Annotated in this window: 27 protein-coding genes; 18 read left to right on the top strand and 9 right to left on the bottom strand. The window is 74.6% G+C overall.

Annotated features, from left to right (window positions below; genetic code table 11):
- Positions 1–29: 29 nt before the first annotated feature.
- Positions 30–842 (top strand): hypothetical protein, encoded by an 813-nt coding sequence (locus tag O7609_RS03440; RefSeq protein WP_269733420.1) that lies wholly within the window; start codon positions 30–32, stop codon positions 840–842.
- A 66-nt stretch (positions 843–908) separates the two neighbouring features.
- On the opposite strand, the gene ybaK is transcribed toward O7609_RS03440, so the two are convergent.
- The 3 genes from ybaK to O7609_RS03425 all read right to left on the bottom strand — a co-directional run bounded on the left by ybaK (position 909) and on the right by O7609_RS03425 (position 3929).
- Positions 909–1421 carry a Cys-tRNA(Pro) deacylase gene (ybaK, locus tag O7609_RS03435; protein WP_269743065.1) on the bottom strand — a complete coding sequence of 171 codons (513 nt, stop codon included), beginning with the start codon at positions 1419–1421 and terminating at the stop codon, positions 909–911.
- 12 nt (positions 1422–1433) lie between these two features.
- Complete coding sequence (locus O7609_RS03430; RefSeq protein ID WP_269743064.1) at positions 1434–2171, bottom strand: LON peptidase substrate-binding domain-containing protein; 738 nt, start codon at positions 2169–2171, stop codon at positions 1434–1436.
- Between the two features lie 69 nt (positions 2172–2240).
- Positions 2241–3929: an oxidoreductase gene (locus O7609_RS03425; RefSeq protein ID WP_269733417.1), complete on the bottom strand. Its 1689-nt coding sequence runs from the start codon at positions 3927–3929 to the stop codon at positions 2241–2243.
- Between the two features lie 163 nt (positions 3930–4092).
- Between O7609_RS03425 and hisD the strand changes: the two genes are divergently transcribed.
- From hisD to hisF, 8 genes are read left to right on the top strand one after another with little or no spacing between them, the layout of a single operon-like run.
- Complete coding sequence (hisD, locus tag O7609_RS03420; RefSeq protein WP_443072226.1) at positions 4093–5430, top strand: histidinol dehydrogenase; 1338 nt, start codon at positions 4093–4095, stop codon at positions 5428–5430.
- Positions 5427–6551: a histidinol-phosphate transaminase gene (locus tag O7609_RS03415; RefSeq protein ID WP_269733415.1), complete on the top strand. Its 1125-nt coding sequence runs from the start codon at positions 5427–5429 to the stop codon at positions 6549–6551. The genes hisD and O7609_RS03415 overlap by 4 nt, the downstream gene beginning before the upstream one ends.
- Positions 6548–7141, top strand: a complete 594-nt coding sequence (gene hisB / locus O7609_RS03410; RefSeq protein WP_219092605.1) for an imidazoleglycerol-phosphate dehydratase HisB — start codon at positions 6548–6550, stop codon at positions 7139–7141. Before O7609_RS03415 ends, hisB begins: the two co-directional genes overlap by 4 nt.
- Positions 7142–7146: 5 nt before the next feature.
- A complete protein-coding gene (locus O7609_RS03405) occupies positions 7147–7302 on the top strand; it encodes a hypothetical protein (protein WP_269737301.1) in 156 nt (51 codons plus the stop codon).
- A complete protein-coding gene (gene hisH, locus O7609_RS03400; RefSeq protein WP_269743063.1) occupies positions 7293–7937 on the top strand; it encodes an imidazole glycerol phosphate synthase subunit HisH in 645 nt (214 codons plus the stop codon). Before O7609_RS03405 ends, hisH begins: the two co-directional genes overlap by 10 nt.
- Positions 7937–8668 carry a bifunctional 1-(5-phosphoribosyl)-5-((5-phosphoribosylamino)methylideneamino)imidazole-4-carboxamide isomerase/phosphoribosylanthranilate isomerase PriA gene (gene priA / locus O7609_RS03395; protein ID WP_269733413.1) on the top strand — a complete coding sequence of 244 codons (732 nt, stop codon included), beginning with the start codon at positions 7937–7939 and terminating at the stop codon, positions 8666–8668. Before hisH ends, priA begins: the two co-directional genes overlap by 1 nt.
- Complete coding sequence (locus tag O7609_RS03390; RefSeq protein ID WP_269733412.1) at positions 8665–9063, top strand: Rid family hydrolase; 399 nt, start codon at positions 8665–8667, stop codon at positions 9061–9063. The genes priA and O7609_RS03390 overlap by 4 nt, the downstream gene beginning before the upstream one ends.
- Entirely contained in the window at positions 9060–9815 is a 756-nt protein-coding gene (hisF, locus tag O7609_RS03385; RefSeq protein ID WP_269743062.1) for an imidazole glycerol phosphate synthase subunit HisF, read from the top strand. The genes O7609_RS03390 and hisF overlap by 4 nt, the downstream gene beginning before the upstream one ends.
- A 66-nt stretch (positions 9816–9881) precedes the next feature.
- On the opposite strand, the gene O7609_RS03380 is transcribed toward hisF, so the two are convergent.
- Positions 9882–10514, bottom strand: coding sequence for a TIGR03085 family metal-binding protein (locus O7609_RS03380; RefSeq protein ID WP_269743061.1), 633 nt, complete (start codon positions 10512–10514; stop codon positions 9882–9884).
- 39 nt (positions 10515–10553) lie between these two features.
- The gene (locus O7609_RS03375; protein WP_269733409.1) at positions 10554–11444 is read right to left on the bottom strand and encodes a hypothetical protein; all 891 of its coding nucleotides are present in this window, start codon (positions 11442–11444) and stop codon (positions 10554–10556) included.
- A 146-nt stretch (positions 11445–11590) separates the two neighbouring features.
- Here O7609_RS03375 and hisI point away from each other — a divergent pair, with 146 nt between their 5' ends.
- From hisI to trpA, 9 genes are all read left to right on the top strand, one after another.
- The gene (gene hisI / locus O7609_RS03370; RefSeq protein ID WP_269733408.1) at positions 11591–11998 is read left to right on the top strand and encodes a phosphoribosyl-AMP cyclohydrolase; all 408 of its coding nucleotides are present in this window, start codon (positions 11591–11593) and stop codon (positions 11996–11998) included.
- Positions 11999–12006: 8 nt separating this feature from the next.
- On the top strand, positions 12007–13551 hold the full coding sequence (locus O7609_RS03365) for an anthranilate synthase component I (RefSeq protein WP_269743060.1): 1545 nt from the start codon (positions 12007–12009) through the stop codon (positions 13549–13551).
- A complete protein-coding gene (locus O7609_RS03360; protein ID WP_443072049.1) occupies positions 13548–14348 on the top strand; it encodes a TIGR02234 family membrane protein in 801 nt (266 codons plus the stop codon). The genes O7609_RS03365 and O7609_RS03360 overlap by 4 nt, the downstream gene beginning before the upstream one ends.
- Before the next feature lie 75 nt (positions 14349–14423).
- Positions 14424–14669: an HGxxPAAW family protein gene (locus O7609_RS03355; protein WP_269737000.1), complete on the top strand. Its 246-nt coding sequence runs from the start codon at positions 14424–14426 to the stop codon at positions 14667–14669.
- 78 nt (positions 14670–14747) lie between these two features.
- Positions 14748–15155 carry a DUF2752 domain-containing protein gene (locus O7609_RS03350; protein WP_269743059.1) on the top strand — a complete coding sequence of 136 codons (408 nt, stop codon included), beginning with the start codon at positions 14748–14750 and terminating at the stop codon, positions 15153–15155.
- 157 nt (positions 15156–15312) lie between these two features.
- Complete coding sequence (gene trpC, locus O7609_RS03345) at positions 15313–16119, top strand: indole-3-glycerol phosphate synthase TrpC (RefSeq protein ID WP_269733405.1); 807 nt, start codon at positions 15313–15315, stop codon at positions 16117–16119.
- A 26-nt stretch (positions 16120–16145) separates the two neighbouring features.
- Positions 16146–16310 carry a tryptophan biosynthesis modulator TrpM gene (trpM, locus tag O7609_RS24685; RefSeq protein ID WP_443072048.1) on the top strand — a complete coding sequence of 55 codons (165 nt, stop codon included), beginning with the start codon at positions 16146–16148 and terminating at the stop codon, positions 16308–16310.
- A 97-nt stretch (positions 16311–16407) separates the two neighbouring features.
- Positions 16408–17706, top strand: coding sequence for a tryptophan synthase subunit beta (gene trpB, locus O7609_RS03340; RefSeq protein ID WP_269743058.1), 1299 nt, complete (start codon positions 16408–16410; stop codon positions 17704–17706).
- Positions 17706–18605, top strand: a complete 900-nt coding sequence (trpA, locus tag O7609_RS03335; RefSeq protein ID WP_269733403.1) for a tryptophan synthase subunit alpha — start codon at positions 17706–17708, stop codon at positions 18603–18605. The genes trpB and trpA overlap by 1 nt, the downstream gene beginning before the upstream one ends.
- An 88-nt stretch (positions 18606–18693) precedes the next feature.
- Here the strand turns inward: trpA and O7609_RS03330 are convergent, their stop codons facing one another.
- Genes O7609_RS03330 through O7609_RS03315 form a run of 4 tightly spaced genes read right to left on the bottom strand, consistent with a single transcriptional unit; the run spans position 18694 to position 22437 of the window.
- Positions 18694–20157, bottom strand: a complete 1464-nt coding sequence (locus tag O7609_RS03330; protein ID WP_269733402.1) for a sodium/solute symporter — start codon at positions 20155–20157, stop codon at positions 18694–18696.
- Positions 20154–20621, bottom strand: a complete 468-nt coding sequence (locus O7609_RS03325; RefSeq protein ID WP_269733401.1) for a hypothetical protein — start codon at positions 20619–20621, stop codon at positions 20154–20156. The genes O7609_RS03330 and O7609_RS03325 overlap by 4 nt, the downstream gene beginning before the upstream one ends.
- Positions 20618–21376 (bottom strand): LytR/AlgR family response regulator transcription factor, encoded by a 759-nt coding sequence (locus tag O7609_RS03320; protein WP_269733400.1) that lies wholly within the window; start codon positions 21374–21376, stop codon positions 20618–20620. Before O7609_RS03320 ends, O7609_RS03325 begins: the two co-directional genes overlap by 4 nt.
- Positions 21373–22437, bottom strand: a complete 1065-nt coding sequence (locus O7609_RS03315) for a sensor histidine kinase (RefSeq protein ID WP_269743057.1) — start codon at positions 22435–22437, stop codon at positions 21373–21375. Before O7609_RS03315 ends, O7609_RS03320 begins: the two co-directional genes overlap by 4 nt.
- Between the last annotated feature and the right edge of the window lie 101 nt (positions 22438–22538).

The raw sequence follows: 22538 nt of genomic DNA, 5'->3' as shown, positions 1-22538 counted from the left end.
TGCGGGCGCGGACCTGGCACGATGGCGGTGTGACCGCACCGACACCCGCCTCCCCGCAGCCAGGACGCCCCTCCCAGCCCGAGCAGGGCGCCGGGCAGCAGCCCTACGACCCGTGGGGCGGCCGTCCTCCGGGTCCCGAGGGGGAGCACCGGGCACCGTCCCGGCCCGTCGGGCCGGCGATGGGGCGCCGCGACCTGTGGGACGGGCTGGCGACGACGGCGGTGCTCACGGCGGGCGGCCTGCTGCTGGGCCTGCTGTGGTGGTGGCTCGCGCCCACCGTCGGCTACATCTCCGACGGCCGGAACGCCTTCCTGCGCAACAGCGAGAGCGAGGCGTCCTTCGGGGTCCAGGGCACCTTCGTCCTGCTCGCCATCGGCGTCGGCGTGCTGTGCGGTGCGCTGGCCTTCGTCCTCCGCCGGCGTGGCGGCGTCGGCATGGTGCTGGGCCTGGCCTCCGGTGCGACGCTCGGCTCCTGGGTGGCCGCGTGGTTCGGCGGGCTGCTGGGCCCCGACGGCGACCTGGACGCGCGGGCCGTCGAGGCCGGGCGGGGCGGAGTCTTCGACGGCCCGCTGGAGCTGAGCAGCTGGACGCTGCTGCTGCTGTGGCCGCTGGCCGCGCTCACCACGCAGCTGCTGCTGCTCGCGGCCCTGGGGCCGCGGGAGCCGCAGCCGCTCCCCGTACCGCAGGGCTGGGGGCAGCCGCCGTCCCGGCCCACATCGCCGGAGCCGGGTGCTCCGCAACCGGACGCGTCCCGGCCCGGTGCGCCCCAGCACGAGGCCCCGCGGCCCGGCGCGTCGTCGCCACCGCCGGGAACGCGCCCGTCGGGGCGCGACCGGGGCTGACGCGGGCGCGGCCCACAGCCCGCCCGGAGCGTGAGGGGCCGCCGCCCCGACCGCCCGTTCTCGGACTCAGCCGCCGATGGCGGCCGTGCGGGCGCCGGTCAGGGCGATGAGATCCGCCGGGGCGAGCTCGATCTCCAGCCCCCGGCGGCCCGCCGACACGCACACCGTGGCGTGCTGCCGCGCCGAGGCGTCCACCACCGTGGGCAGCGCCCGGCGCTGGCCGAGCGGGGAGATGCCGCCCCGCACGTACCCGCTCGACCGCTCGGCGGCCGCCTGGTCGGCCATCGTGGCGCGCTTGCCGCCGACCGCCGCCGCCAGCGCCTTCAGGTCCAGCGAACCCGACACCGGGACGACGGCGACCGTCAGCGCCCCGTCCACCTCGGCGACCAGTGTCTTGAAGACCCGTGCCGCCTCGACCCCGAGCGCCGCGGCGGCCTCCCGGCCGAAGGACGCGGCGGCCGGGTCGTGCTCGTAGGCGTGGACGGTGAACGCCACGCCCGCGGCCGTCAGCGCCACCGTCGCCGGGGTGCCGCCGGAGCCCCTCGAGCCGCCGGCCGACCGCTTCCTGGCCTTCCCCATCGGGCCTTCCCCTCAGTTCGGGCTGGTCGGCCGGTGCGTGAGGTCCACGGCGGGCAGCGAGGGCAGCTCGCCGAGGACCGCCGTCTCCCGACGCAGCAGCCGCAGCTCCTCGGCCAGCCGCGAGGCCGTGTCCGGCGCCTGGAGCAGCCGCTGCTTGGTGACGGTGTCCAGGACCGTCGCGGCGGCGACCAGGTACGAGACGACCGAGGGCTCCTCGGGCAGCTCCTGCCCCGTGGTGAGGGTGAGCTGCTGCGCCCCGGCCAGCCGCTTGCGGTACTCGCCGAAGGCCCGCAGGACTCCGGCGGCCAGCGCGCCCGCGCACTCCCCGCTGTCCTCCTCCAGCTCCTCCACCTCGCCGACGAGGTAGGGGCCCGAGGCGTCGACGGACAGCAGCCGGAACCGCGAGGTGCCGGTCGCCAGCACCTCGTAGCCGTCGGTCCCCTCGCGCTCCCGGATCGTGGAGGCGTCCGCGACGCAGCCCACGCTGTGGAAGGAGGCGGCCGGGTCGGGGCCGAAGCCCGCGGCGGGCCCGGGGTCCGCGGTGTCGTCGCCCGGGAGCCCGACGGCGGTGGGCGCCACCTCGAATCCGTCCCGGATCGCCACGACGCCGAAGGGACGCGGCTCGTCCTCCGGGATCTCCTGCAGATCCCGCATCAGGGCGCGGTAGCGCGGTTCGAAGACGTTCAGCGGCAGCACCAGCCCAGGAAACAGCACGGTGTTGAGCGGGAACAGCGGCAGTGCGATCGTCACAGTCGGCCACCTTACGGCGCCGCCGTGCTCCGTCGCTCCGTGCCCCGGCGCTCGGCCCCGTCGCCCCTCTCACTGGCGGCGCAGCAGCCGCGTCGCCCCGGCCGCGGCGGTCGTGGCGAGGATCCAGCCGGCCAGGATGAGGGCGACGGCGACCCACTGGGCCAGCCCCGCCGGCTTCCAGGACCGGTCGTGACCGAGGTCGATGACGGGCAGCAGCAGGTCGAGCGCGAAGACGGCCGCGTTCCAGTGCGGGGCCTTGTCCTGCTCCAGCGGGGCCGGGGGACGGCCGGCGAAGAACAGCGCCCCCGCCAGCCAGAGCACGGCCATCCACAGGGCGGCCAGGCCCGGCCGGTAGCCGTAGGCGACCGTCCAGTCCTGCAGATAGCCCCACAGCTTCCCGGCCGGGGAGAGCGTCTCCCGCCGGCGCCGCTGCTTGGCCAGCAGCACGAGCCGGGCCTCGGCGTCCTCCCCGTCGTCGCGCAGGACGGCGGCGAGGTGCTCGTAGGGGCCCGGGCTGTACTCGGGGGTCGCCGTCGCCAGCCAGGCCAGCCGCTGGGAGAGCGGGAAGGCGCCGACGGGTATGAGCTGGTCGTAGGAGAAACCGGCCATCCACAGCCCGTCCCGCACGGGCCAGCTCTCCATGCGGTCCACGAGGTTCCCCACCGTCGCCCCGGAGAGCACGACCCGGCCGCCCGACGGCCGCTCCGGGGTGAAGCACAGCTCGGGGGTCTGCACCCGGCGCAGGGAGATCTCCTGGCCGCGCCGGAGGGTGAACAGCGCCTGGTCCAGTACGAGAGAGTCGCCGAAACGGCCGTCGTCCAGCTTCAGCCCGCCCGTGCACCGGAACCGCCTCACCCCCGGTGCTTCGCCCGCAGCCTCCCCCGGGGCCCCGCCCGCCGCCGCCTCCGCGGGGGCCTCCGGGCTCGTCCGCGCTCCCGGGAGCGGGCGGTGGTCGAGCCGGTACCCGGCGCCCGCGGGCGGGGTGAGGCCCTGGGTGTAGTGAAGGGTGCCCGGGCCCGACGTCGCACAGTGCATGAACCGGGCGACGTGCATCTCGGGCGCGTGCAGCGCGTACCGGCCGCCGTGGCTGCGCAGCACGCTGCCGTACAGATACAGCGACCCCCCGATCTGCGCGCCGCGCAGACTCAGCTCGCCCTCGCACCGCAGCAGGCTCGCCTGGAGGTCCTGCCCGACGTTGAGTCCGTCGGCCGCGACGGCCCGGCTCCGGTGCCCGCTGCCGACCGTCGCCTCGTTCAGCAGCAGGTCGGTGCCGATCGAGGCGTCCGTCAGCCGAATCCCCTCGGGCACGGTGCAGCGTGCGAGGTGGAGATCCCCGTCGGTGGCGGAGCGGGCGGCCTCCAGCCGCGGCAGCAGGCAGTCCAGCAGCCGGACGGTACCCATCCGGCATTCGGTCAGCAGCACCGCCTCGTCGAACCGGCACTGCGTCAGCTCCACGTACGGCTGCACCCGCCCGCCGGAGAGGTCGAGCCGGCCGGTGACCCGCGCGCCCGTGAGGTGCAGGGACGCGACGCGGCCGAGCAGCGGCGGCGGCCCGTGCAGCAGGAGCAGCGCGATGACGCGGGCGCGCACCGTGCGCTGCGGCCCCCACGAGCCCTCCGCCCGTGGATCGTCCAGCGCCGGATCGCCCGTGCGCAGGTCGTGCGGACTGCCGTTGCGGAACGCCTGCCACAGGCCCCACTCCGCGGTCGTCAGCCGCAGCTCGGCAGGTGGCTCGCCGTCGGTCAGCGGCTCGCTCACACCCGTCCCCCTCGTCCTCTCGGGGCCCGGCCGCACCCGGCGCCGCGCCCGTACCAGTGAGTGACGGAGTCAACGCTAACGGTCAGTACCGACAACGGACACCCGTATCACGCACTGATACGACGCGAGGTCACCCCGAGCCGTCTGCGAAACTGGACGGGTGCTGCGAACCATTTCCCTGACCCGCATCGATCTGCGCGGAACCGCCGACACCGACGGCGCCCACGGGATCGATCGCGATGTGCTGCCCCGCGCCGAGCTCGACGTCGAAGCCGCCCTGGAGAAGGTGCGGCCCATCTGTGAGGACGTGCAGCATCGCGGCACCGCCGCCCTCGTCGACTACGCCCAGCGGTTCGACGGCGTCACCCTGGAGCGCGTCCGGGTCCCCGCCGAGGCCCTCACCCGGGCGCTGGACGAGCTGGACCCGGCCGTGCGCGCCGCCCTGGAGGAGTCCGTCCGCCGCGCCCGGACCGTCCACCGCGCCCAGCGGCGCACCGACCACACCGTGAACGTCGTCCCCGGCGGCACCGTCACCGAGCGCTGGGTGCCCGTCGAGCGCGTGGGCCTCTACGTGCCCGGCGGCCGGGCCGTCTACCCCTCCTCGGTCGTGATGAACGTCGTGCCCGCGCAGGAGGCCGGAGTGGCCTCCCTCGCGGTGTCCTCGCCACCGCAGGCCGAGTTCGGCGGTCTGCCGCACCCGACGATTCTGGCCGCCTGCGCCCTGCTCGGCGTCGACGAGGTCTACGCCGCCGGCGGCGCCCAGGCCATCGCGATGTTCGCCTACGGCACCGAGGAGTGCCGCCCCGCCCAGCTCGTCACCGGCCCCGGCAACATCTGGGTCGCGGCGGCCAAGCGGCTGCTCAAGGGGCGCATCGGCATCGACGCCGAGGCCGGGCCCACCGAGATCGCCATCCTCGCCGACGCCACCGCCGACCCCGCGCACGTCGCCGCCGACCTGGTCAGCCAGGCCGAGCACGACACCCTGGCCGCCGCCGTCCTCGTCACCGACTCCGAGGAGCTGGCGAAGGCCGTCGACGCCGAGCTCGCCACCCAGGTCGCCGCGACCAAGCACGCCGAACGCATCACCGAGGCGCTCGGCGGCCGGCAGTCCGGCGTCGTCCTCGTCGACGACGTCGAGCACGGGCTGCGGGTCGTGGACGCCTACGCGGCCGAGCACCTGGAGATCCAGACGGCCGACGCCACCGCCGTCGCCGCCCGGGTGCGCAACGCGGGCGCCGTCTTCGTCGGTCCGTACGCCCCGGTCTCGCTGGGCGACTACTGCGCCGGGTCCAACCACGTCCTGCCCACCGGCGGCTGCGCCTGCCACTCCTCCGGCCTGTCCGTGCAGAGCTTCCTGCGCGGCATCCACGTCGTCGACTACTCCCGCGACGCCCTCGCCGAGGTCACCCACCACGTGGTCAACCTCGCCGAGGCGGAGGACCTCCCCGCCCACGGCGCGGCGCTCAAGGCCCGGTTCGACTGGAAGGTGCCCGGCGCGTGACCGCCCTGGAAGACCTGCCGATCCGGGACGAGCTGCGCGGCAAGTCCCCCTACGGGGCGCCCCAGCTCGACGTCCCCGTCCGGCTCAACACCAACGAGAACCCGTACCCGCTGCCCGAGGCCCTGGTGGCCCGGATCGCCGAGCGGGTGAGCGAGGCCGCCCGCGGCCTCAACCGCTACCCCGACCGCGACGCCGTCGAGCTGCGCGCCCGCCTCGCCGCCTACCTCACCCGCACCTGCGGGCACCCTGTCGAGGCTGGGGGCGTCTGGGCCGCCAACGGCTCCAACGAGATCCTCCAGCAGCTCCTCCAGGCCTTCGGCGGCCCCGGGCGCACCGCCCTCGGCTTCGACCCGTCGTACTCGATGCACGCGCTGATCGCCCGCGGCACCGGCACCGACTGGGTCTCCGCCCCCCGCCGCGCCGACTTCACCATCGACGTCGAGGCCGCCCGGGAGGCGATCGCCCGGCACCGCCCGCACGTCGTCTTCGTCTGCTCGCCCAACAACCCGACCGGCACGGCCGTCGACGCCGACACCGTGCTGGCCCTGTACGAGGCAGCCCAGAGCGCGGCAGCCGGCAGGGGCGCCCTCGTCGTCGTCGACGAGGCGTACGGCGAGTTCAGCCACCATCCCTCCCTGCTGCCGCTGCTGGAGGGCCGCCCCAACCTGGTGCTCTCCCGTACGATGTCGAAGGCCTTCGGCGCCGCCGGGCTGCGGCTCGGTTATCTGGCCGGCGACCCGGCCGTCGTCGACGCCGTGCAGCTCGTGCGGCTGCCCTACCACCTGTCGGCCGTCACCCAGGCCACGGCGCTCGCCGCGCTGGAGCACACCGACACCCTGCTCGGCTACGTCGAGCAGCTCAAGGCCGAACGCGACCGGCTGGTCACGGAGCTGCGGGCGGCGGGCTGCGAGGTCACCGCGTCCGACGCGAACTTCGTGCAGTTCGGCCGGTTCGAGGGCGAGGGCGGCGCGCACGCCGTCTGGCAGGCGCTGCTGGAGCAGGGGGTCCTGGTGCGCGACAACGGCGTGCCCGGCTGGCTGCGCGTCACGGCCGGCACCCCCGAGGAGAACGACGCGTTCCTGGACGCAGTACGCGCAGTGATGAAGGAGAGCAACCGATGAGCCGCGTGGGCCGGGTGGAACGCACCACCAAGGAGACATCCGTCGTCGTCGAGATCAACCTCGACGGCACGGGCAGGGTCGATGTGGCCACGGGCGTCGGCTTCTTCGACCACATGCTCGACCAGCTGGGCCGGCACGGTCTGTTCGACCTCACCGTCAAGACCGACGGCGACCTGCACATCGACAGCCACCACACCATCGAGGACACCTCGCTGGCCCTGGGCGCCGCCTTCCGCCAGGCCCTGGGCGACAAGCGCGGCATCGTGCGCTTCGCGAACGCCTCGGTGCCGCTGGACGAGTCCCTCGCCCAGGTGACCGTGGACCTCTCCGGGCGCCCCTACCTGGTGCACACCGAGCCGGAGAACATGGCCCCGATGATCGGGCCCGACTACGACACGACGATGACCCGGCACATCCTGGAGTCCTTCGTCGCCCAGGCACAGGTCGCCCTCCACGTCCACGTGCCCTACGGGCGCAACGCGCACCACATCGTGGAGTGCCAGTTCAAGGCCCTGGCCCGGGCCCTGCGCTACGCCAGCGAGATCGACCCCCGGCAGACGGGCATCCCCTCCACCAAGGGCGCGCTGTGACAGGGTTGTCAGCTGTTCTGATCTTCGTCGGCCTGTTCCTGCTGGGCGGGGCCGTCTCGTTCTGGCGGCAGGGCCTGCCCCGGGGCGTCGTCGTCCTGCTCGGCATCGGCTCCGCTCTCGCGCTGCTGGCCGGCGTCCTGCGTCTGGAGGTGTGGCAGTGACCGCCAAGAAGGTCGTCGTCTTCGACTACGGCTTCGGCAACGTGCGCTCCGCCGAGCGCGCACTCGCCCGCGTCGGCGCCGACGTGGAGATCACCCGTGACTTCGACGCTGCCATGAACGCCGACGGGCTGCTCGTCCCCGGCGTCGGCGCGTTCGCGGCCTGCATCGAGGGGCTCAGGGCGGCCCGGGGCGACTGGGTCGTCGGCCGCCGCCTGGCCGGGGGCCGCCCGGTCATGGGCATCTGCGTCGGCATGCAGATCCTCTTCGCCCGCGGCGTCGAGCACGGCGTGGAGGCCGAGGGCCTGGACGAGTGGCCCGGCACCGTCGGCCCGCTCAAGGCCGACGTCGTCCCGCACATGGGCTGGAACACCGTCACCGCGCCCGCCGACTCAGCGCTGTTCGCGGGGCTGGACGCCGACGCCCGCTTCTACTTCGTGCACTCCTACGCCGCCCACACCTGGGAACTGGAGACCCACAACCCCGCGCTCAAGGCGGCCAAGGTGACCTGGTCCACGCACGGCGAGCGCTTCGTCGCGGCCGTGGAGAACGGGCCGTTGTGGGCCACCCAGTTCCACCCCGAGAAGTCCGGCGACGCCGGCGCGCAGCTCCTCACCAACTGGATCGAGACCCTGTGATGACCACCCAGCAGCTCGAACTGCTTCCCGCCGTCGACGTCCGCGACGGCCAGGCCGTGCGCCTCGTGCACGGCGAGTCCGGCTCCGAGACGTCCTACGGCGACCCGTTGCAGGCGGCCCTCGCCTGGCAGGCGGCCGGAGCCGAGTGGCTGCACCTGGTCGACCTGGACGCCGCCTTCGGCACCGGGGACAACCGGGAGCAGATCGCCGAGGTCGTCCGCCGGATGGAGCTCAAGGTCGAGCTGTCCGGCGGCATCCGCGACGACGCCTCCCTCGCCGCCGCGCTGGCCACCGGCTGCACCCGCGTCAACCTGGGCACGGCCGCGCTGGAGTCGCCCGAGTGGGTGGCCAAGGCCATCGCCGAGCACGGCGACCGGATCGCCGTCGGCCTCGACGTGCGGGGCACCACGCTGCGCGGACGCGGCTGGACGCGCGACGGCGGTGACCTGTACGAGACGCTGGAGCGCCTCAACTCCGAGGGGTGCGCCCGCTACGTCGTCACCGACATCAACAAGGACGGCACACTGCAGGGCCCCAACCTGGAGCTGCTGGCCAACGTCTGTGCCGCGACCGACCGCCCCGTGGTGGCCTCCGGCGGCGTCTCCTCCCTGGAGGACCTGCGGGCCATCGCCTCGCTGGTGCCGCGGGGCGTGGAGGGCGCCATCGTGGGCAAGGCTCTCTACGCGAAGGCGTTCACCCTGGAAGAGGCTCTGGAGGCGGTGTCGGGATGACCATCGAGCGCGTGCCTGGCCGCAGTTTCTGGGAGGAGACGATCGGTTCCGCACGCGCGGTCGCCGCGGGCGACCTGGTCGTGGCGGGGACGATGCCGTTCACCGACGGCATGGTGTTGGGCGAGGGCGATCCGTACGAGCAGGCACGGGCCGCCTTCACCCTCGCGCTGGAAGCCCTGGCCGAGTTCGGCACGGGCGTCGAGTCCGTCTTCCGCACCCGCATGTATCTGGCCCACGCGCGTGACGTGGACGAGGTGGGCCGGGCCCATCAGGAGATCTTCGGCGCGGTGCGGCCCGTCGCCACGCTCGTCGTGGTGTCGGGCTTCGCCGACTCCCGGATTCTGGTGGAGGTCGAAGTGGAAGCACAGCGAGAAGTATCGGGAGAACGTTCGTGACCCTGGCCGTACGAGTCATCCCCTGCCTGGACGTGGACGCGGGCCGGGTCGTCAAGGGCGTCAACTTCCAGAACCTGCGCGACGCCGGCGACCCCGTGGAGATGGCGAAGGTCTACGACGCCGAGGGCGCCGACGAGCTGACCTTCCTCGACATCACCGCCTCCTCCGGGAACCGGGAGACGACCTACGACGTCGTGCGGCGCACCGCCGAGCAGGTCTTCATCCCGCTCACGGTCGGCGGCGGCGTGCGCACGGCCGAGGACGTGGACCGGCTGCTGCGCGCCGGCGCCGACAAGGTCGGCGTCAACACCGCGGCCATCGCCCGCCCGGAGCTCATTCGGGAGATCGCCGAGCGGTTCGGCCGTCAGGTGCTCGTCCTGTCGGTGGACGCCCGCCGCACGCCGTCCGGCTCCTTCGAGGTGACGACGCACGGCGGGCGCAAGGGCGCCGGCATCGACGCCGTGGAGTGGGCGCACCGCGCCGCCGAGCTGGGGGCCGGGGAGATCCTGCTGAACTCCATGGACGCCGACGGCACGAAGGACGGCTATGACACGGAGATGATCGCGGCCGTGCGCCGGCACGTCTCGGTGCCGGTCATCGCCTCCGGCGGCGCGGGCCGGGTGGCCGACTTCCCGGCTGCGGTCACCGCCGGCGCGGACGCGGTGCTGGCCGCCTCCGTCTTCCACTTCGGCGATCTGCGCATCGCGCAGGTCAAGGAGGCGCTGCGCGGCGCGGGCCATCCCGTCCGCTGAGCCCGGGGCCGGGCGCCTCGTACTCGGCGGACGCCCGGCCCGGCTTCGGTCCCGCCGCCGGGCGGCTCAGATGCCCAGGTCGGCGGTGCGGGCCTGCTCCACCGCCGCGTCCTCGCCGTCCAGCTCGACCTTCGCGACGCTCTGCCGGCCGTAGGTGAACAGCAACAGCTCGCCCGGTTCGCCGGTGACCGTGACGACCGGGGCGCCCTTGCGGGCCACGACGGTGCGGCCGTCGGGGCGGCGCAGGACGAGGCCCACCGGGCACCTGCGCCCCAGCAGCCGGGCGGCCGTCTCCAGGCGCCGCCACAGCACGTCCGCGAAGACGGGGTCCATGATGCGCGGGCTCCACTCCGGCTGTGCCCGGCGCACGTCCTCGGTGTGGACGTAGAACTCGACGGTGTTCGCCGCCTCGTCGACCTGCTTGAGGGAGAACGGCGAGTGCCGGGGCGGGCCGCCGCGCAGCAGCCGGACGAGTTCCTCGTAGGGCTTCGCCGCGTACTCGGCCTGCACCCGTTCCAGCCGGGCGGCGAGGGGCTTGATCAGAACGCCGCCCGCCGCGTCCGGCCGGTGCTCGCGGACGACGAGATGGGCGGCGAGGTCGCGGGCCCGCCACGCCCCGCACAGTGTCGGGGCGTCCGGGCCCGCGGCCTCCAACAGGTCGGCGAGGAGTAGACGTTCACGCTTGGCATGAGTCGACATACGCCCAGAGTAGGCCCTGTGGACCTACGGCTGCCGGGGTCAGGGCAGGGTGCCCGTGAGCTCCGGACCGTCCTGGACGTTGCTCAGGGTGAGCGCGCACGAGACCTGGTCCTCGCCCTGGATCTCGTACGTCGACGCCAGCGGGTAGAGGGCGAACGGGTAGTACGTCTTCCCGTCGGCGGGCATCTTGTTCACCCGGCCCTGGGCGTCGGTCTCGCACAGGGAGATCGACTTGTCCCCGATGGCGTTGTCGTCCGCGAAGTCACCGGTGAGGGTGATGTTCGTGATGACCTCGGCGTCGTGCGGCCCCGAGCAGGGCTTCTTCTCGATGTCGTCGACATCGCTGCTCAGGGACGGGTGGTCGAAGCAGGTGCCCGGCTTGAGGATGACGTAGTCCAGGACCTCGGGCTCCGCCGGGTCCGTCGTCGGCGTCTCGAACTCGTGCGGGTCCTCGGACGGCTCCTCGGAGGGGTCCTCCGAAGGACCGTCGGGGCCCGGCGTCTCGTCGGCGGTCGGCGTCGCGCTGCTGTCGGCCTGGTTCGGCTCGTCGTCGTCCCCGCCGGAGGTGGCGATCAGGATGCCGCCCACGGCGAGTGCGGCCACCAGGACGGCGGCGATGACGATGGCGGCGACTTTCGGCCCGTTGCCCCCGCTCGGCGGCGGCGGTGGCGGATAGCCGCCCGGGCCACCGGGGGGGCCGCCGGGTATGCCCGGGCCGCCGCCGTAGGGCGGCTGGCCGGGGTGACCACCGGGCGGGCCACCGGGCGCGCCCGGATAGCCGTAGCCCCCGGGCTGGCCGGGCTGCTGGGGGTAGCCGTAGCCGCCCGCGGGCGGACCGGGCTGTTCTGCGGGACCGAAACCCTGCGGCGGACCGAAGCCGCCGCCGGCGCCGGACCCGGACTGGTTGTTCGGCGGCGGAGGATAACTCATGTCCGAAAGCATGCCCCATGGCGCCGACATGGCGTGTCCCGGCCCCGTCACAGCTCTGGAACAGGGGGCGTTGTCGAACACCCCATCCGGATAAGCGTGTTATGTCGGCTTTCTCGTTTCGGCCGTGACGACGGCAGAATGGCCCCATGCCCGCATCAGCGCTCGATCCCGCCATCGCCGCCCGCCTCAAGCGGAACGCCGACGGCCTGCTGCCCGCCATCGCCCAGCAGTACGACACCGGTGAAGTCCTCATGCTCGGCTGGATGGACGACGAGGCCCTGCACCGCACGCTCACGACCGGCCGGTGCACCTACTGGAGCCGCAGCCGCCGCGAGTACTGGGTGAAGGGCGACACCTCGGGGCATGTTCAGCACGTCAGGTCCGTCGCGCTGGACTGCGACGGCGACACCGTGCTCGTCCAGGTCGACCAGGTGGGCGCCGCCTGCCACACCGGCGACCGGACCTGCTTCGACGCCGGCCGGCTGCCGTTCGCCGGCGCCGGGATCGACGCCGCGGCCGACCAGTGGGCCGGAACGCCGGAACAGGAGCGCTGAGCCACCCCATGACCGCAGCCCCCGACCTCGAGACCTTCCGCACCCTGGCCAAGGACCGCCGGGTCATCCCGGTGACCCGCCGCCTCCTGGCCGACGCCGACACCCCGATCGCCCTGTACCGCAAGCTCGCCGCGGAACGCCCCGGCACCTTCCTGCTGGAGTCCGCGGAGAACGGCCACACCTGGTCGCGCTACTCGTTCGTCGGGGTCCGCAGCGCCGCGGCGCTCACCGTGCGCGACGGCGAGGCGCACTGGATCGGCACCCCGCCCGTCGGCGTCCCCACCGGAGGCGATCCGCTCGCCGCCCTGCGCGCCACGCTGGAGACGCTGCACACCCCGCGCGATCCCGGGCTGCCGCCGTTCACCGGAGGCATGGTCGGCTACCTCGGCTACGACGTCGTCCGCCGCCTGGAGCGCATCGGCGACAGCGCCGAGGACGACCTGCGGCTGCCGGAGCTGACGATGCTGCTCGCCTCCGACCTCGCGGTCCTTGACCACCGCGACGGCACCGTGCTCCTCATCGCCAACGCCATCAACCACAACGACCTGGACACCGGCGTCGACGACGCGTACGCCGACGCCGTCGCCCGGCTGGACGCCATGACGTCCGACCTCGGCCGTCCGGCCCCGGGATCCGGGGCGGCCGTCCTCCCACGGCCCGCCGTGCCCGCGTACGCCGGGCTGTGGGGCGGGGAGAACTACCAGGCGGCCGTGGCGGACATTAAGGAGCGCATCCGGGCCGGGGAGGCCTTCCAGGTGGTGCCCTCCCAGCGCTTCGAGACGCCGTCCGACGCCAGTGCACTGGACGTCTACCGGGTGCTGCGCGCGACCAACCCCAGCCCGTACATGTACCTGTTCCGCTTCGGCGACCCCTCGGGCGCGGGCGGCGCCTCCGACGGCGAGACGGCGTTCGACGTCGTCGGCTCCAGCCCCGAGGCCCTGGTCAAGGTGGAGGACGGGCGGGCGATGGTGCACCCCATCGCCGGCACCCGGCCGCGCGGCGAGACGCCGCAGCGCGACAACGCCCTCGGCGAGGAGCTCCTCGCCGACCCCAAGGAGCGTGCCGAGCACCTCATGCTCGTCGACCTGGGCCGCAACGACCTCGGCCGTGTGTGCGCGCCGGGCAGCGTCGAGGTCGTCGAGTTCATGACGATCGAGCGCTACAGCCACGTCATGCACATCGTCTCGACCGTGACCGGCCGGATCGCCGAGGACCGGACGGCCTTCGACGCCCTGCTGGCCTGCTTCCCCGCCGGGACGCTGTCCGGTGCCCCCAAGCCCCGGGCCCTGCAGATCATCGAGGAGCTGGAGCCCGTCCGGCGCGGCCTGTACGGCGGCTGCGTGGGCTACCTGGACTTCGCCGGGGACGCCGACACGGCCATCGCCATCCGCACGGCCCTCCTGCGGGACGGCACCGCCTACGTCCAGGCGGGCGCGGGAGTCGTGGCCGACTCCGACCCCGTGGCGGAGGACACCGAGTGCCGGAACAAGGCCTCGGCCGTGCTCCGGGCGGTCCACGCGGCCGGACGGCTCGGAGGTAGCGTGGCCGGGTGACCAGTTCCCGCCCAGACTCCTCCCCGCCCGACGCCGCGCCCGAGCCGTCCGGGCCCGTGGCCGAGCCGGTCGTCGAGCCGGCCGAGCCCGCCGACGCCGCGCCCGCGCCGGTGGCCGGACCGGACCCGGAACCGGCCGGGCCCGCCGCGCACGCGCGCCGCGCCCTCGGCGCCGCCCTCTTCCTCGGCGCGCTGGGCGCCGCGCTCGCCCTGGTGGCGGCCGGGCAGACCTGGGCGAGCGGGTTCGCGAGGGGCGGCCTGACGCGGATGCCGGTGGAGGCGAGCGGCAGTGACGTCACCGGGCTGCCCAGCGCTCTGGCGCTGGTCGGGCTGGCCGGGCTCGTCGCCGTCTTCGCCGTCCGGGGCGTGCCCCGGACGCTGGTGGCCGGGGTGCTCGCCCTGTGCGGTGCGGGCGCGGCCCTCGCGGCCCTCGCGGCTTCCGCCGGCGACGACGCCCTGCGCGAGACGGCCGTCTCCGCGGCCGGGGTCACCAGCGTCTCGCTTGAGCAGGTGAGCCGCACCGGGTGGCCCTACGGCGCGGCGGCCGGGGGAGTGCTGCTGCTCCTGGCCGGTCTGCTGGCGCTGCGGTACGGACGCCACTGGCCGGCCATGGGGAGCCGGTACGAGCGCGGCGAGGCCCCGCGGCGCGCCCGTCGCGCGCCGTCCGACGCCGCGGAACGGCCCGAGGACCTCTGGCAGGCGCTCGACCGGGGCGAGGACCCGACGGGTTCCTCCGAGCCGCGGGAGGCCCCGGCCGCCGGTGGGGCAGCCGGGGGCGAGCGCCCGGAGGCGCCCTGACAGAATGATCCGGTGAGCCCCGGCGCCCCCGCGGCGGTCGGCTCGCCCGATTCGCAGATCGACGAGGAGCACATCATGGCGGACAGCAGCCACGGACACACCCCCGCAGCCTGGACCGGCGTCAGCATCGTCTTCATCGGCTTCTGCATCGCCGGTGTGTTCATGGTCATGGCCGAGCCGGTGGGTTTCTGGGCCGGGCTGGTCCTGGTCGCGCTGGGCGGTGTCGTCGGCGGCGTGATGAGCTCGATGGGGATGGGCATGCCCAAGGAGAACCCGGAGCTCCTCGCCCGCCGCGAGAAGGCCGCCGGCCTCCAGGGCTGAGCCCCCGCCGGCCGTCGGGGACCCCCGCTCGGGGGTCTCCCGGCTGCGGCGCGGCGGCCGGGACGGGAGGCTGGAGCGATGGCCCGCACCGCTCCGTCGCGCCCGGCCCCGGCAGGCCGTCCGGCGCCGCTCGCCGCTCTCGCCGTCACCGCGGCCGGTACGGCCTGGCTCCGCGCCGTCGACCCGGCCGGGTCCGGTCTCTTCCCGCCCTGCCCGGTGCCGCGCCTGACGGGGCTGCTCTGCCCCGGCTGCGGCGGGCTCCGTGCCGTCCACGCCCTGGCGGGTGGCGAGTTCGGCGTGGCGCTCGGCGCGAACGCGCTCGTCGTCCTGGGGGCGGCGGCGCTGGCCGTGCTGTGGCTGGCGTGGTGGCTGCGGCCGCAGCGCCCGCCGCGGGTGCGGGCCTGGCACGCCGGTGCGGTCCTCGCCGTGGCCGTCGGCTTCACCGTCGTCCGCAACCTCCCCTTCGGGGCCGCCCTCTCGCCGTAGTGCTTGTCCACGGGTCGGCGGAACGCGGGCGCGACCGGGTGATTTGTCCGAAATGTGAGACCACGGTCAATCGGATGCCAGTCCTCCGACGCTGGCCGGATACCATCGCAGGGATTGACCGCGACGTTCCGTAACTCAGCAGAAAGGGGCCGCTCGCGTGAGTGTGCTCGCCGAGATCATCGACGGAGTCCGCGCGGACCTCGCCGAGCGCCAGCAGCGCGTCAGCCTCGACGACCTCAAGGAACGCGTCGCGAAGGCGCCGCCGGCCCAGGACGGCGTGGCCGCCCTGAAGGGCGAGGACATCAAGGTCATCTGCGAGGTCAAACGCTCCAGCCCCTCCAAGGGCGCGCTCGCGGCCATCGCCGACCCGGCCGGGCTCGCGGCCGACTACGAGACGGGCGGCGCCGCGGTCATCTCCGTGCTCACCGAGCAGCGCCGCTTCGGCGGTTCGCTCGCCGACCTGGAGGCCGTCCGGGGCCGCGTCGGCATCCCCGTCCTGCGCAAGGACTTCATCGTCACCGCCTACCAGCTGTGGGAGGCCCGTGCCCACGGCGCCGACCTCGCCCTGCTCATCGTCGCGGCCCTGGAGCAGGACGCCCTGGTCTCGCTGATCGAGCGGGCCGAGTCCATCGGCCTCACCCCGCTCGTCGAGGTGCACGACGAGGAGGAGGTCGCCCGGGCCCTCGACGCGGGCGCCCGGATCATCGGCGTCAACGCGCGCAACCTCAAGACCCTGGAGGTCGACCGCGGCAACTTCGCCCGCGTCGCCCCCGAGATCCCGGACACCGTCGTCAAGATCGCCGAGTCCGGCGTCCGCGGGCCGCACGATCTCATCGCCTACGCCAACGACGGCGCGGACGCCGTGCTCGTCGGCGAGTCGCTGGTCACCGGCAAGGACCCGAAGGCCGCGGTGGCCGACCTCGTCGCCGCCGGCGCCCACCCCGCCCTCCGCCACGGACGCTGAGCAGGAAAGCCGAGCACGAGCCCGCCATGAACGCCACCCACGCCCGACTCGCCCGCGGCTGCCGGCCGCGAGGCTGCCGCGCCCCCGCGCGGCGCGTGCGCGGGCGGCGGGTGCGGTACCACATCGGAGCCGAGCCGGGGCAGATCAACGGGCGGCGATGGCGCCCGGGCAGGCCGCTACCCCGTCGCTGACGCCGGGAGGCGGCCGCACCGTGCCCTCCGGGCGACGCGGCGCCGCCGCCCGCCCCGCTCTTCGTGTCTCTTCGTGTCACCTTCGTGGAGTGCTCCGATGTCCGTCGAATCCCTCGATTCCTTCCTTCCCGACCCCGAAGGCCGGGTGCCCAGCGCGTCCGGCTACTTCGGCGCGTTCGGTGGCAAGTTCATCCCGGAGGCCCTCGTCGCCGCCGTGGACGAGGTCGCCGCCGAGTACGCCAAGGCCAAGGCCGACCCGGCCTTCACCGCCGAGCTGAACGACCTGCTCGTCAACTACACCGGCCGGCCCAGCGCCCTGACCGAGGTGCCGCGTTTCGCCGAGCACGCGGGCGGCGCCCGGGTGTTCCTCAAGCGCGAGGACCTCAACCACACCGGCTCACACAAGATCAACAACGTGCTCGGGCAGGCCCTGCTCACCCGGCGCATGGGCAAGACCCGGGTCATCGCCGAGACCGGCGCCGGCCAGCACGGCGTCGCCACGGCCACCGCCTGCGCGCTCTTCGGCCTGGAGTGCACCATCTACATGGGCGAGGTCGACACCCGGCGCCAGGCGCTCAACGTCGCCCGGATGCGGATGCTGGGCGCCGAGGTCGTCCCCGTGACCTCCGGCAGCCGCACCCTCAAGGACGCCATCAACGAGGCGTTTCGCGACTGGGTCGCCAACGTCGACCACACGCACTACCTCTTCGGCACCGTCGCCGGACCGCACCCCTTCCCCGCGCTCGTCCGCGACTTCCACCGGGTCATCGGCGTCGAGGCGCGCCGCCAGATCCAGGCGCGCGCCGGCCGGCTGCCGGACGCCGTCGCCGCCTGCGTCGGCGGCGGCTCCAACGCCATCGGCCTCTTCCACGCCTTCATCGGCGACGAGCGCGTCCGCCTGGTGGGCCTGGAGGCCGCCGGACACGGTGTGGACTCCGGCGAGCACGCCGCCACGCTCACCGCGGGCGAGCCGGGCATCCTGCACGGCTCCCGCTCCTACGTCCTCCAGGACGACGAGGGGCAGATCACCGAGCCCTACTCCATCTCCGCGGGCCTGGACTACCCGGGCATCGGCCCCGAGCACTCCTACCTGAAGGACGCGGGCCGCGCCGAGTACCGCCCCGTCACCGACGACGAGGCGATGCGGGCGCTGCGGCTGCTCTCCCAGACCGAGGGCATCATCCCGGCCATCGAGAGCGCGCACGCGCTGGCCGGAGCCCTGGACCTGGGCCGCGAGCTCGGCTCCGAGGGGCTGGTCCTGGTCAACCTCTCCGGCCGCGGGGACAAGGACATGGACACCGCCGCCCGCTACTTCGGGTACTACGACGAGCCCGACGACCAAGGCGCCGGGCACTCCGCCACGCCGTCCGCCGCGCAGCCGAAGGAGGCCGAGTGATGGCCGGTACCGCACACGTCCACGGCACCCCGGCCCCGGCCGCCCACCACGACGCGGCCGACCTGCCGCCCGTCCCCGGTGACGCGCGCGGCAACCTGGAACTCCTCACCTCCGCCCTGGCCGCGGCCCGGGCCGAGAACCGCGCCGCCCTGGTGGGCTACCTGCCCGCGGGCTTCCCGACCGTCGACGGCGGCATCGCCGCCTGCACCGCCCTGCTGGAGAGCGGCTGCGACGTCGTCGAGGTCGGACTTCCGCACAGCGACCCGGTGCTGGACGGCCCGGTCATCCAGACCGCCGACGACATCGCGCTGCGCGGCGGCGTCCGCATCGCCGACGTCCTGCGCACGGTGCGCGAGGCCCACGCCGCCACCGGCAAGCCGGTGCTGTGCATGACGTACTGGAACCCGGTGGACCGCTACGGCCCCGAGCGGTTCGCCGCCGAGCTGGCCGCCGCGGGCGGGGCGGGCTGCATCCTGCCCGACCTGCCGGTGGAGGAGTCCGACGGCTGGCGGAAGTCGGCGGCTCACCACGGGCTCGCCACCGTCTTCGTCGTGGCGCCCAGCAGCCGCGACGAGCGGCTGGCCACCATCACCGCGGCCGGCAGCGGCTTCGTGTACGCGGCCTCGCTGATGGGTGTCACCGGGACGCGCGAGTCCGTGGGCCGGGAGGCCGCGGACCTGGTCGCCCGCACGAGGGCGACGACCGAGCTGCCGGTGTGCGTCGGCCTCGGCGTCTCCACCCCGGAGCAGGCCGCCGAGGTCGCGGAATTCGCCGACGGGGTCATCGTCGGCTCGGCGTTCGTCAAGGAGCTGCTCGCCCACCCGGAGGACCTGGAGGCCGGACTCGCCGGCGTCCGCCGTCTGGCCGGCGAGCTCGCGACCGGCGTCCGCCGCGGATAGGGCCCTCCCGGCGGCCTGCGCCGGCCGGTCCCGCGCCCTCGCGCGGGACCGGCCGGCGCAGGCCCCCGGCGCCGGGCGGGACGCGGGCTCAGGGGGCGTGGAGGCGCAACACCGCCCGCTCCGCGCCCTCCGGAGGCGCGCCCCAGCGCAGGGAGACGGCGATCATCACGGCGAACGCGAGCGGTACCGTCCACGACGCGGGCTGCGCCAGCAGCACCGTCAGCAGCCCGGACTCGTAGGTGCCCAGCGCCGAGGCGAGCGCCCCGCCGGTCGCGGAGACGCCGCCGACCACGAGCCCGCTGACCGCGCCCGGCAGCGTCAGCCTGGGCCACCAGATCCCCAGCACCAGCAGCGGGCAGAACGTGGACGCCGCCACCGCGAAGGCCCAGCCGACCATGACGTTGATGTCCACGTGCGCGGCCGGGAGCGAGAGCAGCACCGCGACGAAGGCACCCACGGCGACGGCCAGCCGCAGCCGGGACAGCCCGCTGCCGAACAGGTCGTGCGACAGCCCGCCGGCCAGCGCCAGCAGCAGCCCGGAGGAGGTGGACAGGAACGCGGCGAAGGCCCCGGCCGCGACCAGTGCCGTCAGCAGCGAGCCCAGGAGCCCGGTGGCCACCTCGCCCGGCAGGGCGACGGCGACGGTGTCGGTCGTCCCCTCCCGGACCAGATGCGGCGTCAGCACCCGGCCCAGCAGCCCGTACACCACCGGAAAGAGATAGAAGACCCCGAGCAGGGCGATGACCATGACCGCCACGCGACGGGCGGCACGGGCACTGGCGCTGGTGTGGAACCGCATGATGACGTGCGGCAGCCCCACGGCGCCCAGAGTCGTCGCCAGCAGCACCGACCAGGTGCCCAGCAGCGGGTACCCGGCGTCCCCGATGTCCAGCAGCGGACGGCTCCACCCCTCCGGGACGGCCACCGGGGCCAGCGCCCGCGCCCGGGTGTCGGCCCCCGCCCGCACCACGAGGAACACCGCGGGGACGGCGATGAACACGAGCTTCACCAGATAGTGGAAGGCCTGCACATAGGTCGCCGAGCGCATGCCGCCCATCGCGATCGACCCGCTGACGACGAGCCCCGCCAGCACCACGCCGACCCAGTACGGGGTACCGCTCACCAGGTGCAGCACCACGCCGGCGCCCTTGAACTGCGGCACCAGATAGAGCCACATGATGACGAGCACGATCAGCCCGCACAGCCGCCGCACCGCGGGCGAGCCGAGCCGGTACTCGGCGAAGTCGGGCACGGTGAACGCCCCGGAGCGCCGCATCGGCCCGGCGACCAGGGCCGCCACCGCCACATAGCCCGCCGTGAACCCGACGGCGTACCACATCGTGCCGATGCCGTCCTTCAGCAGCAGCCCGGCCAGCCCCAGCACCGAGGCGGCCGACACGTACTCCCCGGCGATGGCCATGGCGTTCCAGCCGCTGCCCACCCGGCGCGAGGCGACGAGGAAGTCCGATGTCGTGCGCGCCGCCCGCACGCCGTACACCCCGATGGTCAGGCTGGCGGCGAGCAGGAAGCCGATCGCCAGCAGCCCCGTCACGAGCCCCCGCCCTCCGGCGTCCACGGCCGCGCGGGGCCGGGCCCGTCGCCGTCCGCGCCGGGCACGGCCCACCCCGCCCACCCGGTGCCCTCGGCGCGCCGGGTGCGCCGGGCGCGTTCGGCGTGTTCCGTGCGTTCGGCCGTCCGCACGTGCAGAACCGCGATGAGCAGCAGCACCGGGTACGTCGCCGTGGCCAGCACCAGCCAGGAGACGGGCACCTCGCCCAAGGTGACGCGGTCCAGGGCGGGCAGCGCCGCGATGAGCCCGCTGGTGCCGAAGAGCACCAGCGCCAGCAGCCCGAGCGTCCGGGTCAGGGCACGGCGCTGGGCCGCGAACACGCGCCGGGCCAGCTCGGGATCGGGCGGCCCGGGCAGCGGCAGCGGCCGCCGCACCCCGCGCACGCCGCGGGCCAGCGCGATCCTGGTCTGCGGACTGGTGACCCGCTCCCGCCGCGCCGTGCTCATCGCGCCGCCCGCCCCAGCTGGCCGCTGCGGGCGGCCTCCATCAGCCGCTCCTTCAGCCCGCGCGCGTGCCGGCGGCTCACCGGGACGTCGCCCGCCGGGGTGCAGGCCACCAGCCCGGCCGAGCTGGTGACCCGCAGGTCGTGCACCCAGCCGACCGCCACCAGGTAGCCGCGGTGGACCCGGACGAAGCCCGCCGCGGCCCACACCTCCTCCAGATACGACAGGGACAGCCGGATCAGATGCCTGCCGTCGGCGGTGTGCAGGCGCACGTAGTCCCCGTGCGCCTCGGCGAACTGGATGTCGTCCCGCCGCACGAACACCGTGCGCCTGCTGTGCTCGATCTGCACGACGGCCAGCTCGTCGGCGGGCGGCGCGCCCTCCGGGGCGGCCCGCCGCTGCCGGACGACGCGGGCCACGGAGTCCGCCAGCCGCTCCGGGCGGACGGGCTTGAGCAGGTAGTCGACGGCGCCGATGCCGAACGCCTCGATCGCGTGCGACTCCGAGGCGGTGACGAACACGATCGCCGGCGGCCGGGAGAGCATGCTGATCACCCGCGCGACCGCCATGCCGTCGAGACCCGGCATGGAGATGTCCAGGAAGACGGCGTCGAGCGCCGTCGTCCCGAGCATGCGCACCGCGGCCTCACCGCTCTCCGCGGCCAGCACCTCGGCGATCTCCGGCATCTCGGCGAGGAAGCCGTCCAGCTCCGCACGGGTGGAGGGCTCGTCCTCGACGACCAGGACCCGCAACGTCATTCGGCCACCACTCCTCGCATGAAGCGCGGCACCCGGATGACCACCTTGGTACCGCTGTCGGGCGCGGTCTCGATGAGGAGGCCGTGCTCCGGTCCGTACACCGCACGCAGCCGCTGGTCCACGTTGGCCAGCCCCACGCCCTTGGCGGGCGGCCCGCCGCCGGCGAGGATCGTCCGCGCGAGGGCGGGTTCCATGCCGACGCCGTCGTCCTCGATCTCGATGACGACGAACGGGCCCTCGCCGAAGCCGGAGACGCTGATGTGGCCGCGCCCCGCCTTGCGTTCCAGCCCGTGCCGCACGGCATTCTCCACGATGGGCTGCACCACCAGGAAGGGGATGGCAACCGGCAGAATCTCCGGGGCCATGCGCACCGTGATGTCCAGGCGGTCGTCGAAGCGGGCCCGCTGGAGCTCCAGATACGTCTGCGTGGCCTGGAGCTCGGCGGCCACGGTGGCGTAGTCGCCCTGGGTGGAGAAGGAGTAGCGCAGGTAGTCCGCGAAGTCCGTGAGCAGCTGCCGGGCCCGGTCGGGGTCGGTGCGGATGTGCGCGGCGATGACGGCGAGCGCGTTGTGCAGGAAGTGCGGTGAGATCTGGGCCCGCAGGGTCCGCAGGTCGGCCGCGGCGATCCGGGTGCGGGCGGTGCGCAGCTCCGCGTGGTCGAGCTGCTCGGCCATCAGCCGGGCGACCTCGCTCAGGTCCTCCTCGCCGACGTCCCCGGCGGCCACGACGCAGCCCGCCAGATCGCCCGCGACGATCAGCGGCGCCGCGCACCAGGGGGGACGGCGGACGGGGGAGCCGTGTTCGTAGACCTCCGTGAGCAGGGCCGCCGGGTCGCCGCCCGGGGGCAGGGTGCCGTGCCGGGCCACGGGACCGTCCAGATCGGCGAGGAGGACGGCGTCGGCGCCCAGGAGCCGGCGGACGCGCTGGGCGGCGGACGAACCACCGTGGCCGAGCCCGCGCCGCAGGTCCGCGCTGAGCAGGCGGGCCTCGCGCAGCGCCCCGATGGTCGCCGGCACGTCCGTGTCCGGGCGGCGCCACCGGCCCCTGATCGTCCAACCCACGGCCGAACCGTAACCCGCGGCCACACGGCGGAGAACCCCCGCTCACGCGGGGGTTCTCCGGCTGACCGTCCCGGGCGGCGGGGGAGGAGGCCACCCGGGAC

This window comes from Streptomyces sp. WMMC1477 (genome assembly GCF_027460245.1).
Taxonomy (GTDB): Bacteria; Actinomycetota; Actinomycetes; order Streptomycetales; family Streptomycetaceae; genus Streptomyces.
Note: the sequence above shows the minus strand (reverse complement) of the source record. Positions and strands in the feature narration are given on the sequence as shown.

What these genes read in the sequence shown, in the direction of transcription:
- hisI (WP_269733408.1), top strand. Translation starts at nt 11,591, where the DNA reads ATGCCCGCATCAGCGCTCGATCCCGCCATCGCCGCCCGCCTCAAGCGG.
- trpB (WP_269743058.1), top strand. Translation starts at nt 16,408, where the DNA reads ATGTCCGTCGAATCCCTCGATTCCTTCCTTCCCGACCCCGAAGGCCGG.
- O7609_RS03390 (WP_269733412.1), top strand. Translation starts at nt 8,665, where the DNA reads ATGACCATCGAGCGCGTGCCTGGCCGCAGTTTCTGGGAGGAGACGATC.
- O7609_RS03365 (WP_269743060.1), top strand. Translation starts at nt 12,007, where the DNA reads ATGACCGCAGCCCCCGACCTCGAGACCTTCCGCACCCTGGCCAAGGAC.
- trpA (WP_269733403.1), top strand. Translation starts at nt 17,706, where the DNA reads ATGGCCGGTACCGCACACGTCCACGGCACCCCGGCCCCGGCCGCCCAC.
- trpM (WP_443072048.1), top strand. Translation starts at nt 16,146, where the DNA reads ATGAACGCCACCCACGCCCGACTCGCCCGCGGCTGCCGGCCGCGAGGC.
- O7609_RS03320 (WP_269733400.1), bottom strand. Translation starts at nt 21,376, where the DNA reads ATGACGTTGCGGGTCCTGGTCGTCGAGGACGAGCCCTCCACCCGTGCG.
- hisB (WP_219092605.1), top strand. Translation starts at nt 6,548, where the DNA reads ATGAGCCGCGTGGGCCGGGTGGAACGCACCACCAAGGAGACATCCGTC.
- O7609_RS03325 (WP_269733401.1), bottom strand. Translation starts at nt 20,621, where the DNA reads ATGAGCACGGCGCGGCGGGAGCGGGTCACCAGTCCGCAGACCAGGATC.
- priA (WP_269733413.1), top strand. Translation starts at nt 7,937, where the DNA reads ATGACCACCCAGCAGCTCGAACTGCTTCCCGCCGTCGACGTCCGCGAC.
- O7609_RS03350 (WP_269743059.1), top strand. Translation starts at nt 14,748, where the DNA reads ATGGCCCGCACCGCTCCGTCGCGCCCGGCCCCGGCAGGCCGTCCGGCG.
- O7609_RS03355 (WP_269737000.1), top strand. Translation starts at nt 14,424, where the DNA reads ATGGCGGACAGCAGCCACGGACACACCCCCGCAGCCTGGACCGGCGTC.
- ybaK (WP_269743065.1), bottom strand. Translation starts at nt 1,421, where the DNA reads ATGGGGAAGGCCAGGAAGCGGTCGGCCGGCGGCTCGAGGGGCTCCGGC.
- O7609_RS03380 (WP_269743061.1), bottom strand. Translation starts at nt 10,514, where the DNA reads ATGTCGACTCATGCCAAGCGTGAACGTCTACTCCTCGCCGACCTGTTG.
- O7609_RS03375 (WP_269733409.1), bottom strand. Translation starts at nt 11,444, where the DNA reads ATGAGTTATCCTCCGCCGCCGAACAACCAGTCCGGGTCCGGCGCCGGC.